Source organism: Gluconobacter roseus NBRC 3990 (assembly GCF_006538885.1).
In the GTDB taxonomy this organism is placed as follows: domain Bacteria; phylum Pseudomonadota; class Alphaproteobacteria; order Acetobacterales; family Acetobacteraceae; genus Gluconobacter; species Gluconobacter roseus.
In genome coordinates this window covers 209466-227141 of the sequence record NZ_BJLY01000003.1, presented here as the reverse complement: position 1 = coordinate 227141, position 17676 = coordinate 209466, and the positions used below count along the sequence as shown (strand labels likewise).

12 protein-coding genes are annotated in these 17676 nt (G+C 60.1%); 5 read left to right on the top strand and 7 right to left on the bottom strand.

Annotated features, from left to right (window positions below; translation table 11 throughout):
* The first annotated feature begins 356 nt into the window (after positions 1-356).
* Entirely contained in the window at positions 357-3563 is a 3207-nt protein-coding gene (locus GRO01_RS08505; RefSeq protein ID WP_231490420.1) for a TonB-dependent receptor domain-containing protein, read from the top strand.
* A 140-nt stretch (positions 3564-3703) separates the two neighbouring features.
* On the opposite strand, the gene GRO01_RS08500 is transcribed toward GRO01_RS08505, so the two are convergent.
* Genes GRO01_RS08500 through GRO01_RS08490 form a run of 3 tightly spaced genes read right to left on the bottom strand, consistent with a single transcriptional unit; the run spans position 3704 to position 6194 of the window.
* A complete protein-coding gene (locus tag GRO01_RS08500) occupies positions 3704-4939 on the bottom strand; it encodes an NAD(P)/FAD-dependent oxidoreductase (protein WP_062459500.1) in 1236 nt (411 codons plus the stop codon).
* A gap of 38 nt (positions 4940-4977) precedes the next feature.
* A complete protein-coding gene (locus GRO01_RS08495) occupies positions 4978-5946 on the bottom strand; it encodes a nucleoside hydrolase (protein ID WP_062510921.1) in 969 nt (322 codons plus the stop codon).
* On the bottom strand, positions 5943-6194 hold the full coding sequence (locus GRO01_RS08490) for a DUF3297 family protein (protein WP_041112680.1): 252 nt from the start codon (positions 6192-6194) through the stop codon (positions 5943-5945). The genes GRO01_RS08495 and GRO01_RS08490 overlap by 4 nt, the downstream gene beginning before the upstream one ends.
* Before the next feature lie 182 nt (positions 6195-6376).
* Between GRO01_RS08490 and GRO01_RS08485 the strand changes: the two genes are divergently transcribed.
* From GRO01_RS08485 to GRO01_RS08470, 4 genes are all read left to right on the top strand, one after another.
* Positions 6377-7591: a lipase family protein gene (locus GRO01_RS08485; RefSeq protein WP_062510919.1), complete on the top strand. Its 1215-nt coding sequence runs from the start codon at positions 6377-6379 to the stop codon at positions 7589-7591.
* Positions 7592-7662: 71 nt separating this feature from the next.
* Positions 7663-8466: an SDR family NAD(P)-dependent oxidoreductase gene (locus tag GRO01_RS08480; RefSeq protein ID WP_062510917.1), complete on the top strand. Its 804-nt coding sequence runs from the start codon at positions 7663-7665 to the stop codon at positions 8464-8466.
* Between the two features lie 80 nt (positions 8467-8546).
* On the top strand, positions 8547-11852 hold the full coding sequence (locus GRO01_RS08475; protein WP_062510915.1) for an efflux RND transporter permease subunit: 3306 nt from the start codon (positions 8547-8549) through the stop codon (positions 11850-11852).
* A gap of 21 nt (positions 11853-11873) precedes the next feature.
* On the top strand, positions 11874-13799 hold the full coding sequence (locus GRO01_RS08470) for an alpha/beta hydrolase family protein (RefSeq protein WP_062510912.1): 1926 nt from the start codon (positions 11874-11876) through the stop codon (positions 13797-13799).
* Positions 13800-13833: 34 nt separating this feature from the next.
* Here GRO01_RS08470 and flgA read toward each other — a convergent pair whose 3' ends face one another.
* The 4 genes from flgA to GRO01_RS08450 form a co-directional block, all read right to left on the bottom strand.
* Positions 13834-14826, bottom strand: a complete 993-nt coding sequence (flgA, locus tag GRO01_RS08465; protein WP_062510910.1) for a flagellar basal body P-ring formation chaperone FlgA — start codon at positions 14824-14826, stop codon at positions 13834-13836.
* 2 nt (positions 14827-14828) lie between these two features.
* Entirely contained in the window at positions 14829-15620 is a 792-nt protein-coding gene (flgG, locus tag GRO01_RS08460; RefSeq protein ID WP_062510908.1) for a flagellar basal-body rod protein FlgG, read from the bottom strand.
* Positions 15621-15655: 35 nt separating this feature from the next.
* On the bottom strand, positions 15656-16396 hold the full coding sequence (gene flgF, locus GRO01_RS08455) for a flagellar basal-body rod protein FlgF (RefSeq protein ID WP_062510906.1): 741 nt from the start codon (positions 16394-16396) through the stop codon (positions 15656-15658).
* An 82-nt stretch (positions 16397-16478) separates the two neighbouring features.
* Positions 16479-17660 carry a GNAT family N-acetyltransferase gene (locus GRO01_RS08450; protein WP_062510904.1) on the bottom strand — a complete coding sequence of 394 codons (1182 nt, stop codon included), beginning with the start codon at positions 17658-17660 and terminating at the stop codon, positions 16479-16481.
* Positions 17661-17676: the final 16 nt, after the last annotated feature.

The following is a 17676-nucleotide window of genomic DNA, read 5'->3' as shown; positions in this document are numbered from 1 at the left end:
CAATTTAAAAAGGTTTTTTGATGTAACATTATATTTATACTTATTTTTTTATATAAAACACATTTAGTAATATTTTTTATACCAATTATATATTACTTGAATTGAATTGTAATAATTCAAGTATAGATTATACATGTGACATAAAAGCAACTTATTTAGTTGGATATGACAATAGTGTTGCATTCCTGCTGCAAAATTATTGCGGACCGTTTCGATTTCCGATGAAAATGTCACCAGAGATAAAATTTACTTGCGACCTTCATCGAAAAGGAACAACGGCCGCGATGACCACCTCTGTGCATCACTCACTGAAAAGACGCACCCCTCCGCCCCGGACGCTTATCCGGGTGTTTTTGATGGCCGGCATTTCCTACAGCGTTCTGCCAAGTGTTAGCGCTCACGCCCAAACCACCACGACCGCATCCGCAAAACATTCCCCCGCTCATAAGAGCGCAGCCAAGAAAAAAGCTCTGGCAAAAGCTGCGACAAAAGCGACGCCGGTTGCTGCAGCCACTACCGCTTCGACTGCCGCACCGGTTGCAACCACGACAGCGACTGCTCCGGCAACCAAGTCAAACGCCAGGTTACTGCAGGGCACAGAAGCTTCGGATTCAGCTGAAGTCATCACGGTCACCGGTACACGTCTGTCCCAGACGCGCCTGACAAACGTCATGGCCGGAACCTCGCTCAGTGCCGATCAGATCAAGAAGCGCGGCTACACCGATATCGGTATCGCGCTGATGCGTGAAAACCCGGCTTTCGGTGTCGGCGACAACTCCAATACCCCGATCGGAAGTCAGGGTAGCTTCGGTGCCGGTCAGTCCTTTACATCGCTGCTGAACCTCGGGCCCCAGCGCACCCTGACGCTGATCGATGGCATGCGCATGGTGGGTGGCTCAACAGCCTCCCTGTACGGTAAAGGCTCGGGTTCGCAGGTAGACATCAGCGCCATTCCGACATCCCTTCTGAAAGGCGTAGACACAAAGCTTGGTGGCGCAGGTGCGGCTTATGGTGCGGACGCCGTTGCAGGTGTGATCAACTATCAGCTTGACGACCACTTTACCGGCGTAGATTTCAATGCTCAGGGTAACTGGAGCCAGAAGCTCGACGCGCCAGGCGAAAAGATTACCTTCAAGGTCGGCCATGACTTCGATCATGGCAAGGGCGGCATGGTCTTTGACGTCGAATACCGTAATCAGGGCGGTATGGTTGACAATGACCGGATCAATCTCACTGGCCGCGACCGGATAGGTTATGTGCGTGCGCCCTATACCAGCACAAACTCGCCCTACATCTATAATTTCGATAAGGCTTCGCGCAACATTATTGCAACCGTCACCGGCGTTCCACAGCTGACCGGCGCGAATGTTCCCATTTCCTACGGCAAGGTTGTGGACGGCATTGCCGGTGCCGGTGGCCAGCCGCTGATGTTCAGCAACAACGGGCAGTCGCTTGTTCCCATCACCTGGGACTATGCCACCAAGAGCGCCACAACCGTTGTCGGTGGTAATGCGACCGCGCTTCAGGATTACACCCAGCTCTACACGCCGACCAACAAGCTCAACCTGACGCTGCTCGGCCATTACGATATCACTGACCACATCCATGCGACGTGGCAGGGGTGGTATGCCCGCGGCACGGCGTCGAGCGAAGTCGGACAGGGAACATGGAGCACCCCACAGTTCGCTGATCCGCTGACCATAGACAACTACCATAACTATGGTGAAGTGAACGGTGCCTATCAGTTGAGCACTAACAATCCGTACTTGTCCTCAGCTGCACGTTCGACCATCGTGAATGCACTTGCCGCCAAAGGTCTGCCGACCGACACGTTCTACATGTCGCGTCTGAACCAGGATCTCGACGGCGGGATGTTCCAGACGACGATGCAGATGTTCCGCTTCCAGGGGGGCCTGAACGGTGATTTTGACGCTGTCGGACGTCACTTCAACTGGAAGGTCCGGGGTGAATACAGCCGCTACATGAACGACACATGGCAGCCGTCCATCGTTGCGCAGAACCTTATCAATTCGCTCAACTCCACCACCGATGCCAGCGGCAACATCATCTGCTCCCCCGGCTACACCAGCGCGCCTATCAAAACCCGCAGTTCCACCTGTGCGGCGTTCAATCCGTTTGGTACCGGCCAGGCAACGCCTGCGGCCGTGAACTACATCACAGCGGATGCCCATCAGAAGAACACCAACGCACAGCGTGACCTGCAGGGCGAAATCTCCAGTACCGTGATGCGTCTTCCCGCAGGCGATGTCAGGTGGGATATCGGTTACGAGCATCGCCGCGAAGGCTATCGCTTCAACCCCGGCGCGTTCTCCCGCGGATGGGAACAGGATGATGGTTCGTATCTGCAATACGGCAATTCAACAGCAATTCCGCCTACAGGTGGTGCGTATCACACGCATGAAGTCTTCGGCGAACTTGACGTTCCGCTGGTGTCGCCCAGCATGCATGTCCCCGGTGTCTACAGCCTGTCCGCCACCGCAAACGGCCGCTACATCAACAACAGCATGACCGGCGGCTACTGGACGTACATGTTCGGTGGTGCCTGGTGGCCCACACAGGACATCGGCCTGAGTGGCAACTATGCCCGCTCGATCCGCAATCCGTCCGTCACCGAACTGTTCGCACCCCAGAGCACGGATTACGAATACGGCATTGATCCCTGCTCCACGGCGGGCATTGGTGCGGGACCCAACCCGGCAATGCGTGCAGCAAACTGCGCCAAAGCCGGCATCAAGCAGCCGTTCGAATCCAACTTCAACAACTTCTCGATTGAAGGTCAGTCTGGCGGCAACACAAAGCTGAAGAACGAAGTCTCAACCAGCTATACCGGAACGCTGGAACTCCGGCCGCACTTCATCCGCGGTCTCGACTTCCGTGGCTCCTTCGTCGACGTGAAAATCGATAACGCCATCACGTCACTCACCCCTGAAAACCTGATGGATGCATGCTACGACTCGGCTTCCTATGGTCCAAGCAACGCTTATTGCAATACCTTCCAGCGTGGATCTGACGGGCAGCTTCAAACGTTCACGGCTGGCTATTACAATATCGCCAACTTTGAGACGCAGGCGCTTCAGGCCACCCTCACCTATGACACGCCGCTTTCGCGCTTCGGCCTGCCCCAGTCCGCAGGTGCACTCGGCCTCAGCGGCAATTATGTGCATTACCTGAAGAGTCAGCAGAACTATCTGGGCAGCACCTATCTGCTGAGCGGCACGACAAGCGCGCCCAACGACAACTTCACGTTGAACGCGAACTACATGAGAGGTCCGTTCACCCTTCAGTGGCAGACGCTCTGGTACGGCCCGTCACAGTACCAGGTGCAGGTTCCTGCAAACTACTATGCAGCCAACAAGCGTCCGTCCTTTGCCATGTTCAACCTGACGGTGGGCTACGACATCACCCGGAACTTCAGCGCAAACTTCATGGTGAACAACATCACCAACGCGCTGCCGAAATATCCCGGTACGGTCAGCCTCAACCGCTACTACGAGGCGATCATCGGCCGTTCCTTCCAAATGAACCTCGGCGTTCATTTCTGATCCTCCGGTCAGACGGAACACTGGAAAAGAGGGGCTTTGGCCCCTCTTTTTTTGTCTGTCGTCCCAAACGCAAGCACAAAAAAACGGGACGGATTTTCATCCGTCCCGTCTCTGGTTCCAGCTCCCGATAAGGGAAAAGGTCAGCCCGTCTCTTTGGGCGTGTGCTTCACCTTGATGTTGTATCCTTTGAGCATTCCGTACCAATACAGACGCGGGAAGACTTCCGTCTTGAGGAACCAAGCAAAGCGGCTGGGCTTGCGCTGGTCGTACGGGAAGCTCGGCGCGACCTTGCCGCCATACAGGAACTCGGCCAGCACGACCTTGCCGTAGGATACCGTCAGCGGGCAGGCGCCATAACCGTCATAGCTGCCCATCTGCGGGCGGCCATCGAGCGAAGCCAGCAGGTTTTCCACCACGACCGGAGCCTGTTCGCGGGCTGCCGCGGCTGTCTTGGCATTGCTGGTGCCCAGAACGTCACCGGCCCCGAAGATGTTGTCATAGGTCTTGTGACGCAGGACGGTCGGATCGACGTCCAGCCAGCCAGCGTCATTGGCGAGCGGGCTTTTCTTGACGAAATCCGGAGCACTCTGCGGCGGTACGACATGCAGCATGTCGAACTGGCGCACCACGGTCTGATCCGTTCCGACGATCTGGAACGTGGCCTCGCGCTTCTCGCCATCCACCTTGATCAGGTTTTCCTTCATGTGAAGGTTCACGCCATAATAGTCGATCTCGCGCTGAAGCGAGGGGACGAAATACGGCACACCAAACAGCGCGTTTCCGGCCAGCGAGAAATCGACTTCCGTGCGATGCAGCGAACCTTCGCGGCGCCAGTGATCGCAGGCCAGATAGACGATCTTCTGCGGCGCGCCGGCGCATTTGATGGGCATGGGCGGCTGCGTGAACAGCGCCTTGCCGCCATCGAGATGACGGATGCATTCCCACGTGTAAGCGGCCGTCTCACGCGAATAGTTCGACGTTACGCCGTTGCGACCCAGCGTTTCGGGCAGGCCTTCGATCTTGTCCCAGTCAAGCTGAAGGCCGGGGCAGACAACCAGACGGCGGTATTCGACAACGCGGCCACTTTTCAGCGTCACGGTATTGGCTTCGGGCTGGAAGCTTTCAACGCTGTCGCGCAGCCAAGTGACATTGCGCGGGATCAGTCCGCCTTCCTGCCGCAGCGTTTCGGGCAGCGTCATCACGCCAGCACCGACGAGGGTCCAGCCCGGCTGATAGGCATGCGTGGTGGACGGCTCGATGATGGCGATCGACAGGTTGGCGCGTTCACGCCTGAGCTGGGCTGCGATGGTAATGCCGGCGGCACCGCCACCAACGATGACGACTGAGAAGCGATCCTGCTGGGTCGGGTCTGCCATGTTCGGTTACTCCAACGTCATTGTACGACGGAAAGAGTCTAGTCCAGAAGGGCAAGTCTTTCCGTCAGAAGGGAATAGAAGGCGTCTGAATCAACGTCATTGATCCATAACGCGTTCGGAACGCGATCGGTTACGTTCCACAGGTCAACAACACTCTGACCCATGCACAGGGGTGCGTCGACCTCGATTTCCACATTGCACTCGCGCCCCCAGAACAGTTCCGGCTTCAGAAGCCAGCCGATGGTAAGCGGATCATGCAGCGCACCGCCCTCCCAGCCGTATTTCAGCTTCTCGAAGCGGTCTTCCGCGCCCAGCATCCGCACCACCATGTCCGTCACCGGCGTGCCGACCGCGGCGATCGGCGCCAGACGGGCCGGTGTGGCGATAGCGCGATGCGTCACGTCAAGCGGCAGAAGCGTGATGGGAATGCCGGAATGCATGACGATCCGGGCCGCATGAGGGTCCACGAAAAAATTGAATTCTGCGGTCGGCGTGATGTTGCCGCCTTCGCGCTGCGCCCCGCCCATGGCCACGACTCCCGCGATCCGGGACGCGATATCCGGCGCATGGGTCAAGGCGAGAGCCAGATTGGTCATCGGGCCGAGGCAGACGAGCGTGATCGCGCCCTCGGGTTCACGACGCAGCATGTCCACAAGCCAGGTCGCAGCATCAATCGCCTGCGGACGTAATGTCGGCTCCGGAAGATCGGCGCTGGCCATGCCCGTTTCGCCATGGACGTGCTCGGCGCTGATAGGCGCGCGGTGCAGGGGACGGGCCGCGCCCCCGAAAACGGGAATGTCGGTACGGCCTGCCAGTTCGAGCAGGGCGCAGGCATTCCGCGTCGTCAGGGCAACAGGCACATTGCCGGCAACGGTCGTGATGGCCTCGACCTTCAGTTCCGGCGAGGCCAGCGCCAGCAGGATGGCAACCGCATCGTCCTGACCCGGATCGGTGTCGATAACGATGCGGCGGGGTGCGATCGGTGCGGAGCCGGCCTGTGTCATCATGCTTCTTCTTCGGAGTCCTTGATCCAGACCTCAACTGGTCCCGTAACCTTGATCGTCATCGGGCGGCCACGGCGATCCAGCGTCTTGCCAACAGCCAGACGGACCCAGCCTTCGCTGATGCAGTATTCCTCGACGGTGGTGCGCTCTTCGCCCTTGAAACGGACACCGATGCCGCGCGAAAGCAGCTCTTCGTTGTAATACGGGCTGTCCGGGCTGGCGGAGAGACGATCAGGAATGGTGTCGGTCATGGCAGGGCTATCCTCGTTTGTATCAGATCCGATCATGTCGGACCGGCGCGTCAGAGGTCTTCTCTGTAGCGCCGGATGGACGGCTCTCCAAGTCCGCCTCCGTTCCGGAACAGGACATGGCCGCTCCCACAGGACGCAGAGCGCTGCTATGAGAGACGCTCCCCGTCGGAGACAGACCTCTCATGCCGTACCGCTCTTTTCGCCGTAAACCGGAGCGCCGCCTTCCCGGACTGACCGCCCTTGCATCGCTTCTGATGCTGCTGACGGCAGGAGCCGCACTGTCCGGCTGCGCCTCGGATGACGATGGCGACAACTGGTCCGTCAGCGCGCCGGTCTCGGCCGGGCAGGCCATCCGGCTGGATTCCGTGCCGTCCCATGAGCCGGCCTCGGTCTATCGCCTGACCTATCGCAGTACGGATGCGCACAATCCGCAGCAGCTCGTCCGCGTCTCCGCTCAGGTTCTGGTTCCGCGCGGTCGTGCCCCGGCGGGCGGCTGGCCGGTTCTGGCCTGGGCGCATGGAGAAAGCGGCCTGCACCTGACCTGCGCGCCGTCCGTCATGGGGATCGGCACCGTGCAGGCGCATTTCTATGATGGCTGGCTGCGTCAGGGCTTTGCAATCGTCGCAACCGACTATCCGGGAATGGGCGAGCCCGGCGCGCCGCTCCTTCTGAATGCGCGCTCGGAAGGCATGAGCGTTCTCGATTCCGTCCGCGCGGCCCGAGAGCGCCTGCCGGACCTGTCGGAGAACGTGGTGCTGAATGGTCATGCACAGGGCGGTCAGGCTGCCCTCGCCGCTGCCGCGATGGCTTCGACCTATGCGCCGCATCTGCGGATTCTGGGCACAATCGCCGCTGCCCCTCCCTATCTCGACGAGCAGACGGTGCAGGAACTTCTGCATCCCGCCAACCCGCATAGCTTCTCGCCCGCCGTGCCGGAACTGCTGACGCTCGGGCAGTCGCTGGTCGAAACCGATCCTTCGACGGACATCAACGAGGCCTTCACCCCACGGGGACAGCGTCTTCTGCATGAGGCCGGCTCCATGTGTGCCTCGGACTTCTTCCCGATCGCCAAACGCTCCGGTTTGGCGCCCGCCACACTGCTCGAGCCCGAAGCGGACCGTGTGCTGGCGCCGGTTTTCGACTGGGCGAAATATCCCGGCTTCTCCCTGCCCTCGCCCGTGCTCATCGAGTCCGGCGCGCAGGATCTGCACACTTCCACCAGTCAGCAGAAGCGCCTCGTCGCCCGTCTCTGCGCCGCCGGAACCGCTGTGACGCACCGGATTCATGACGCCAGCCATAACGGCACGCTCGCCGCGATGACCACGGAAGCCCACAGTTTCGCCGGGCAGCTTCTGCAAGGCACGACACCCCGTTCGGACTGCAATTCATCCCGCTAAACCCATGGGCCGGAAATGTTTTCACCCGGGCGGGGGTCGCATCCCGGAAACACTCTGTTAGACTTCGCCGGATGAATATCCTGATTACAGGGGCCGCATCCGGCATCGGACGCGGTCTTGCCCTGAAGCTGGCCCGCCCCGGCGTTTCCCTGCAACTGTGCGATCATGCGGCAGATGGCCTGGCGGAAACGGCCCGGCAATGCGACGAAAGGGGGGCCCGGTCAGTCCCCAAAGTGCTGGATACGCGAGACCGTCAGGGCATGGCGGACTGGATCGCCACAGCGTCCGGAGAACGGCTCGACATGGCGTTCCTCTGCGCAGGCATCACGGGCGGTCTGCCTCCCGAGGCCAATGACGGTCTGGTGCTGGAGCGCGAAGAGCGCGTGTGGGAGATGCTCGACACCAATCTGACTGGAACGCTCAACACATTCTTTCCGGTTGTGCAGGCCATGCGCCGGCAGAAGCGGAACGGCGAAAACCTTCGGGGCCGGATCTGCGTGATGGCCTCCATCGCAGGGTTCGTCTGCTATCCCGGCACACCGTCCTATTCCGCTTCCAAGGTCGCTCTGGACCGTTTCGTCGTGGCCAATGCCGCCCGTCTGGAGCGCTTCGGCATCAGTCTGACCAGCGTATGCTGCGGGTTTGTCGATACGCCCATGGTGACGCAGAACCGTTTTCCCATGCCGGGGCTGATCTCCACGGAAGACGCGGTTGGCCGGATCCTGCGCGGCACCCTGCGTCAGACCCGGCGCGTGATCTTTCCCGGCTGGCTGGTCATGGGTTCGCGCCTGATGGACCTGCTGCCACCCCGTCTGGCAGAGCGGTATTACGTGACCCAGCCTTCCGCGCAGCCGGCAGGGATGCCCGATTTCTGACGCCCTTCATGGCCGGAAACTGACATTTTGTGTCCTATCAGTAATGACCCGAAGCGCGGTTTTGTGGATAAACTGGCCACATGAATTTCTGCCGCCTGTTCATAGACCGCCCTGTCGCGACGACACTGATGTCCATTGCCATCTTCATGGCGGGCTTCATCTGTTATCCACTGCTGCCTGTCGCCACGATGCCGGACATGACCACGACCGCCATCATGGTCGTGGCAACCCAGCCGGGCGCGGATCCGCAGCAGATGGCGACATCGGTCACTACGCCACTGGAACGCAGGCTGGGATCGATCGCGGATCTGGAAAGCATCGAATCCGATACCAGTGCGGGACAGGCCCGGATTTTCCTGGAGTTCTCGTCATCGCGAAACATCGACGGCGCGCTCCGTGACACGCAGGCCGCCCTGCGCGCGGCACGCGCCGATCTGCCAACCGGTACGATGGATGCCGATCCGCAGGCCTTCAAAATGGATGGGGGTGGCTTCCCGGTCTATCTGATGAGTCTGACCGGCGATCAGAAAACCCAGGCCGAACTTTACGATGTCGCCAATATCCGCATCAAGCCGCTTCTGGCCGAGGTCAAGGGCGTAGGGCGTGTGGAAGTCGTGGGATCGGCCAACCCCGCCGTGCGTGTCGAACTCAATCCCGGACCGCTCTATAAATGGGGCATCGGTTTCGAGGACGTGCGAACGGCTCTGGCATCTGCCAATGCCTTTACGCCCAAAGGCTTCATCGACAGCCATGGTCAGCGGATGATGCTATCCACCAACGATCAGGCTACCACCGCAGCGCAGTACCGTGACCTGATCGTCGGATACCGCAACAATTTCTATCCCGTCCGGCTGAGCGACATCGCCACCATCACCGACAGTGTTCAGGACGTCTACCAGACCAGCTACATCAACGGGCACCGCGCCATCACCCTGGTCGTAACCGCCCAGCCACATGCCAATACCGTGGCCATCGTGGACGGCATCAACGCCAACCTGAAACATCTGCGCGATGCCCTGCCGGCTGACGTCAATCTGGTCGTGGGTCTTGATACATCCCGCTCCATCCGGGCGTCCCTAGCCGATGCACGGCTAACGCTTGTCCTGTCCGTTGTGCTGGTCGTGCTCGTGATCCTGCTGTTTTTCCGCAAGATGATCACGACGCTCATTCCGGCCGTGACGGTGCCTATCGCCCTGTCCGGCACGCTGGCGGCCATGTCGGCCTTCAACTTCACGCTCGACGTTCTGTCGCTCATGTCGCTGACCATCGCGGTCGGTTTCGTGGTCGATGACGCCATCGTCGTGCTGGAAAACATCGCCCGCCACATGGAGGAAGGAAAGGACCGCTATGAGGCCAGCCTGATCGGCGCTTCGGAAATCGGCTTCACGGTCCTGTCCATCAGCGCTTCGCTGGTTGCGGTCTTCATCCCGCTGCTGTTTCTGCCCGGCGGCGCAGGCTCGATCATGTTCGAGTTCTGCATGACGATGATCTCCGCCATCGTCATCTCGATGTGGCTTTCCCTGACTCTGACGCCGATGATGTGCGCGCATCTCCTGGAAATCGACCATGGGGACCAGCCGCGAAAGGGTGTGTTGGGCTCCATCGCCGTCATTACGGAAACCTCGCTGGACTGGACGCTGCGGCAGTATGGCCGTTCCATGCACTGGTGCCTGCGCCATCCCATCCTGATGGGACTGACCCTGCCGCTCAGCTTCATCGTGCTGGTAGGGTCGATCGTACTAATGCCCAAGGAGTTCATCCCGTCGCAGGACATGTCTCTGCTGGCCGGGCGCATCAAGGGCGATGCCACCATGTCGTTCGATGAGATCGACAGACGTCTGCGCGTGGTGGGCGCCGTGGCCCAGACGGACCCGGACGTGCTGTCCACCACGATCTTCAGTGACGACAAGAACAGCGGCGAGCTCTACCTGCATCTGAAGGAAAAGGATCAGCGGGCTTCGGCCGAAACAATTCTGGACCGGATCCGCAAGCGCCTGCCCAATGAGCCGGGCGCAGATGTCTCGTTCTGGAGCGTCGGCGGCAGCAGTCAGGGCGGCAACAGCTCCAAGAACACCGGCAGCTACCGGTATGTCCTGCGTGGTGACAACGTCTCCGACCTGTTCGGCTATGTCCCCACATTGCTGGGAGCCCTGCGGACCTCGGGCAAGCTGGTCAATGTCTCCTCCACGACCGAAGGACAGTCCGTCGCGGCCTACATCACCGTCGATCGCGATACGGAAGCGCGGTATGGCGTGACACCGCAGCTCATCCAGAACGTGCTGTATGATTCCTACGGTCAGGCCATCGCGTCCACGATCCACCTGCCTACCACCGATCACCGCGTAGTCATGGTGCTGGCCCCGCAGTACCGGATGGACCCCGAAACCCTCAAGCAGGTCTGGATCTCCACGTCTGCCGGAACCGCTGCCGGTGGCGTGGCCTCCAACCTGATCCGTGCCCGCAGCGATGCCAGCACTTCGGCAAACAGCTTCACCTCTCTGGCAACCGCATCGATCCAGAACTCGCTGGCCAACCAGATCTCGGGCAATACCTCAAGCGGTGCGGCCGTCTCGTCCTCGACCGAAACCATGATCCCGCTGATCAATGTCGCTTCCGTCCTGTGGAAGCCCCAGCCCCTCGATATCACCCATCGCGGCAATTATTATTCCGCCAACATCTCGTTCGATCTGGCGACGGGCGTGAGCTATAATGACGCGGTCGAGCTGATCAAGCAGACCATGCAGGACACACACGCTCCGGACGGTGTTCTGGGCGACTTCACCGGGACGGCCGGCGATACCCGCAAGCTCATGATCAATGGCGGGCTGGCATTCCTGGCCGCCATTGCGGTGATGTATATCGTGCTGGGCATTCTCTATGAGAGCCTGATCCATCCCATTACGATCCTCTCCACCCTGCCTTCCGCCGGTATCGGCGCAGTTCTGGGACTGTGGATTGCCGGAGAGTCCTTCAGCATCATTGCCATGATCGGCATCATCCTGCTGACAGGTATCGTCAAGAAGAACGCCATTCTCGTCATCGACTTCGCCATTCATGCCGAGCGTATCGAGAGACTCTCCCCCAAGGACGCCATCTTCAAAGCTTCGATCACCCGCTTCCGCCCCATCCTGATGACGTCGCTTGCCGCTGCTCTTGGTGCAGTGCCGCTCATCGTCAGCAATGGCTATGGCGCGGAAATGCGCCGGCCACTGGGTGTGTCCATCCTTGGCGGCATGGTCGTCAGCCAGCTCCTGACCCTTTATACCACGCCGATCGTCTATCTGTGGATGGATGCCATCGGTGCGAAAGCCAAACGCCTGTGGCACTGGCTGCTCGGCCTTCTGCGCCGCCACAGCACTGCCAATCCTTCCGCCAAACAGATCTGAAACCGGATAAAACAGCGCCCTATGACCTTACCCCGTCGCCTTGCATTGCTGGCCGCCCTGTTCCCCGTGACGGCACTGGCCGCACCCGTCCAGCTTTTCGACCATATTTCCATCTCCCCGGATGGAAGCCGACTGCTCTCGCTGGAAGAGCCGGCTGGAGATTCTGCACAGCCCGACACGTCACGGCCCGTGCTTTACACGCTCCCGTCCGGCACCCGCAGCAACCTGTCTTTATGTCACGGCTGTGAGGCGAGTTCGTTCGCCTGGCGCCGCGACGGGCAGGCACTGGCCTATGTCCTGAAAGACCCTTCGGTCAAAACCCTGTCGGTCTGGCAAGCCGACCGGGACGGTCGCCATGCGGTGCAGGTTCTGACCTTCAAGGGGACGCTTCAGTCCCTGTCCTATGGCCCCAAAGGACAGCTTGGCGTTCTGGCGATCGAAAACGCACACCGCCAGCCCGGCGCGATGGAAGCAGGAGCGCCTCCATCCGGAGAAATCAATGCGCAGATCGACGAACAGCGGATCGCCACGATCGAGAACGGTCGCCTGAACTGGCAGTCGCCAGCGGATTTGTATGTCTATGAATATGACTGGCGGCCGGACGGACAGGGCTTTGTCGCCACGGCAGCCCCGGGCAATGGGGATGATCACTGGTGGATCGCAAAGCTCCACGCCATTGAAAACGACCACGACACCGTCCTTTATACGCCACCCCAGCAACAGCAGCTCAACCTGCCGCGTGTCTCCCCCGACGGAACAAAGGTCTCCTTCATCGGCGGCCTGATGAGTGATTACGGAGCGATTGGCGGCGATGCCTACACTCTGGATCTGACGAAGCCCGGCGCCCAGCCTGTCAATCTGACTCCGGGGCTGAAGGCGACTGTCACCGACCTGTCCTGGGACTGCGGGCCAAGCCTCATCGCCACGGGTCTCAAGGGAGACCGCAGTGTCATCTGGTCCCTGCAAGGCGGACTGAGGCCGCTGTGGGAAGAGGCCATGATGCTTTCCAACGGTCGCTCGGAACCCAGCCTTTCCTGCGCCGGGCAGCACACGGCCATCATCCGGCAAAGCTTCGAGAAGGCCCCGGAAGTCGCCGCTGGCCCCATCGGGCAGTGGAAGCCTGTCAATCGCGACAATGCCGCCCTGCCGCCCCATCTCAAGGCCCGCAGCCTGACATGGAAAAGCGATGGCTATTCCGTACAGGGCTGGCTTCTGGAACCCCTGAAGCGCAAGCCCGGCGTAGAGCAGAACGGTAAGGTGCCGATGATCGTCTACGTCCACGGAGGCCCGTCCAGCGCTTCAAACCCGCGCTATTTCCGCGACAACAGTAAGCTGGCGATGGCGCTTCTGAATGCGGGATATGACGTCTTCATGCCCAACCCACGGGGCAGCTATGGACAAGGCGAGGCTTTCACCGCCGCAAACCGCCGGGATTTCGGGCACGGAGATCTGCGGGACATCCTGCGCGGCGTCGATATGGCCGAAAAAGTCGCGCCCATTGATGACCACCGTCTAGGCCTGACCGGTTTTTCCTATGGCGGCTACATGACAATGTGGAGCGTCACCCAGACAGACCGTTTCCATGCCGCTGTCGCAGGCGCCGGCATTGCGAACTGGCTGTCCTATTATGGCGAAAACAACATCGACAGCTGGATGCTGCCGTTTTTCGGGAAGTCCGTTTACGATGATCCGGACATCTATGCCCATTCCTCGCCTATTCTCTATATCCGGCAGGCCCATACACCGACCTTCATTTATGTCGGATCAGCGGATGAAGAATGCCCGATGCCGCAGAGCCAGGAATTCTTCCACGCGCTTCAGACGCTGCATGTCCCAAGCTCACTCGTCATCTATCCCGGACAGGGACATGGCATGAGCAGCCCACAGGCCTGGGACGATGCGGTCCAGCGCACCATTCACTGGTTTGACCGTTATCTGGTGAAATAACAGACAGAGCATGAACTTCCCTCTTTCTGAAAACTCAGAGAGAGGGAAGCGCCGTAGTCTGCTGACGTGCCCGGTTATCCGCGGACAGAGGCATGATGCCGGGGATGACTTCCACCTGCGTCCGATCCATTACACGTCCTGTCAGGACCATGTGGCTGCTGGCATTATAGACATGCACGGTATCGCCTTTCCCCCCGGCTTCCAGAACTGTCCCTGAAACCGTCAGATGCAGGCTTGGGCCGGAAAAGGTTGCGACAACCGGTGAGCCGCGATGCACAAGCTGGGGATGGGCGAGCTGGGAAACACTGAGGACCTGTCCTGCCGCAAGCACGCCCCGTGCTTCCAGTCCGACAGCTTCCTCCGGATTTTGCAGGGCGTCATCCGGAATAAGGCCGATACGTACAAACGTCATGGTGACATCTTCGGGCAGAATGGGCTGCCCCAGATGCATGGCATGACGCAGGGTCACGGCCCGGACCTCCATGGTCGCCGTTCCACTCACGTTGAAGGCCGTCCCCTGTCCCCCACTGGCAGAAGGAACCTCAAGGCGCGCGGTGAAATGCTCGCTGCCATGAGGGGGCCGATCGATATGCAGGATCGTCGGTGCGCCCTGATCCGCAACCGGAACAGCTACGGGCTTGAACCCCGTCAAAGCCACCTCAACCCGTGCTTCGGAAGGCAGCTCCAGCCCCTGTCGCACGACAGGAATGACATCATCCACTGTAATCATGCGCGCCGCATGCGTGACGGTTGCGGATACCAGTGGCGAGGCGTCGGGCCAGTCAATGCCGAACTGGGCCGCAATGGCAGTCAACTGCGGGCCACCCACAACATAGCTGGCGCCCAGTGCCGGGGCATCGCCAATCTCGGTATCCTGTCCTTTGCCCAGATCGGCAAACAGGTCGGACAGACGTACGCGCGGATGATCGACATTGACGTTTGTACGCAGGGTTGCGGCAGAGGCGAACGACAGTGCTGTGCATCCTGCCAGCAGCAGGATGCCACCTTTCAGCAGGATACGGCTCATGCTTAGCCACCACCCAGATTGGTCACGGTTTTCATCATGTCATCCGACGCGGTGATGACCTTGCTGTTCATCTCATAGGCGCGCTGGGCCGTAATCAGATCGGTGATTTCCGTCACGACGTTGACGTTCGAGTTTTCAACGTAACCCTGCATGATGCTGCCATAACCCACAGCTTCAGGATTACCCATCATGGCGTCACCGGAAGCCGTCGTCTGAGTGAACAGATTCTGCCCCATCGCGGCCAGACCGTTTTCATTGGTGAAGATGCCGAGTTGAAGCTGCCCGACGAGAGTCGTGTTGTTCTGCCCGGCGATCTGCACACTGACCTGACCGGACTGATCGACCGAGATGCTCTGGGCGTTATTGGGGATCGTGATCGTCGGGCTGATGAGATAGCCGTCCGCCGTCACGAGCGAACCGTTATTGTCCATCGAGAGCGTACCGTCCCGGGTATAGGCAAGCTGGCCCGACGGAAGCTGGACCTGAAAATAACCCCGTCCCTGCACGGCCAGATCCAGGGAGTTGCTGGTCTGCTCAAGGCTGCCCTGATCGTTGATGCGGTAAATCGCGGCTGTTTTCACACCCAGACCGACCTGTGCACCGGCCGGAATGGTCGTACCCGTATCGGAAGAACTGGCGCCGACGCGGCGAATGTTCTGGTAGATCAGGTCCTGGAACTCGGCACGGGAGCGCTTGTAGCCCGTGGTGCTCATGTTCGCGATGTTGTTGGAAATGGTTTCGACGTTGGTCTGCTGGGCCTGCATGCCCGTTCCGGCGATGTCGAGTGCGCGCATGGAGCGTTATCCTTAGTCCCGTAAGGGTCGGTAAATCAGGCCGAGACCTGAACGATCTTGTCGATGGCGTTTTTCTGGCGCGTTGCCTCGGCGTCCACGAACTGCGCCATGAAATCGAAGTTTCGCTGGATTTCCATCATCTGCGTGACTTCGGTCATCATCTGAACGTTGCTGCCTTCCACCATGCCCTGCACGATGTTGGGCCGCTCGACAGCCGTGGTCGGCTGGTCGGAACGCAGCAGCCTGCTGCCTTCGGCCTGGAGGGTATTGTTGTCCTGCGCCGTCACAATCCCGATCTGGCCCTGCTCGCCGGTTTCGGTCGAGATCACGCCGTCTGCGGAAATGGTGATGCGATGGTCGGTCTGGGGCAGTTCGATCGGCTGTCCATCACGGTCCAGCAGGGCATTTCCGTTTTCATCGACAATGGCGCCATCCTGCTGTTCCTCGAAACGGCCGGCCCGTGTCAGACGGACACCATTAGCAGTGCGAACCTGAAAATAGCCCTCCCCCCCCAGCGCAAGATCAAGAGGATTGCCGGTCGACTGCATATCGCCCTGCTGGAAGTCCCGGTATGTCGCACGGTCCTGCGTATAGGATTCCGTATCCGCACCTTCGGCCTGCTTTGAGCCGTGCTGGTGGGAAAGGAAGTCACTGAAGAGGACATTTTCGCGTTTGTAGCCCACGGTCGAGGCGTTCGACATATTGGCCGCGACCACGGACATGGCACGCTGCTGGGCATCCATGCGCGAAAGCGCGATATAGGTACTGTTCTCCATGGGCTTTACAGGCTCCGGTCAATCCCGATTTCGGAGCACAGCCTAGCCGCAAAAAGCTTTCCCAATCGTTAAACGAACAGGGTTATCCCGACTCGCCGTGACGATATGGTGAAAGAGTTTCCAGTTCCGCCGCCTCTGCCTGCATAGCGGTCCGTTCCTCTTCCACAAAGGCCGCGACGGCCTGCCGTAGACCGGGATCAAGGATGGCATGCGCGGAATGGGTGAAGGTCGGGAGATAGCCGCGCTGGATTTTGTGTTCGCCCTGCGCCCCGGCTTCCACGCGGGACAGACCGTGCTCGATGGCGAAGTCGATCGCACGGTAGTAGCACAGCTCGAAATGCAGGAAGGGCCAGTCCCCCTCGCAGCCCCAGTTCCGGCCAAACAGCGCCTCCGTCCCCATGAGGTTCAAGGCACCGGCAACGGCTTTTCCGTCATGATGGGCCATCATCAGGACCACACGGTCGCCGAGCCGTTCGGACAGCATGGGAAAAAAGCGCTCGGTCAGATAGGCGCTGCCCCATTTCCGGTCGATCGTGGACTGGTAGAAACGGTAGAACGCTTTCCAGTCTTCCGGGGTGATCTGGTCTCCGCGCAATGTACTGAAGGTCAGACCGCAGGACTGCGCGGCGCTGCGTTCCTTGCGGATGGATTTGCGCTTGCGCGAGGCTAAAGCGGCCAGAAAATCATCGAACGTGGCGTAGCCGTTGTTCTGCCAGTGATACTGGATGCCCGTGCGCGGCAGATAACCCGCTTCGGTAAAGGCCTCCATCGAAGCCACATCGCAGAAATTGGCGTGCAGGGAGGACAGGCCGAGTTGCGCCGTGGCCTGAATGAGCGCGGACGCCAGAGCCTGGGCCACGCCTTTCGGATCGGGCAGATCAGCCCGCAGCAGCAGCCTTGGGCCGGGAACCGGCGAGAACGGAACGGCGCAGACGAATTTCGGATAGTAGCGACCGCCCGCAGCTTCGTAAGCGCGGGCCCAGCTCTGGTCGAAGACATACTCGCCCCAGGAGTGGGACTTTCCATAAAGCGGAGCGAGGGCCGCGATTGTCCCGCCCGGTGCCCGCAGCACGGCATGGCGCACAAGCCAGCCGGTGCGGTCCGCGACGGAACCGCTGTCTTCAAGGGCGGACAGAAAGCCGAAAGAGACAAACGGGTTGTCCGCGCCCGCGCAGGCATCCCAGTCCTCGACCCCGATCTCGTGGATCGAGGCGTGGAGGCTCAGGCTCCAGTCAGAGGACGAAGCGGTCTCCGGTTCTCCCATTCGGTCTCTCCCATCC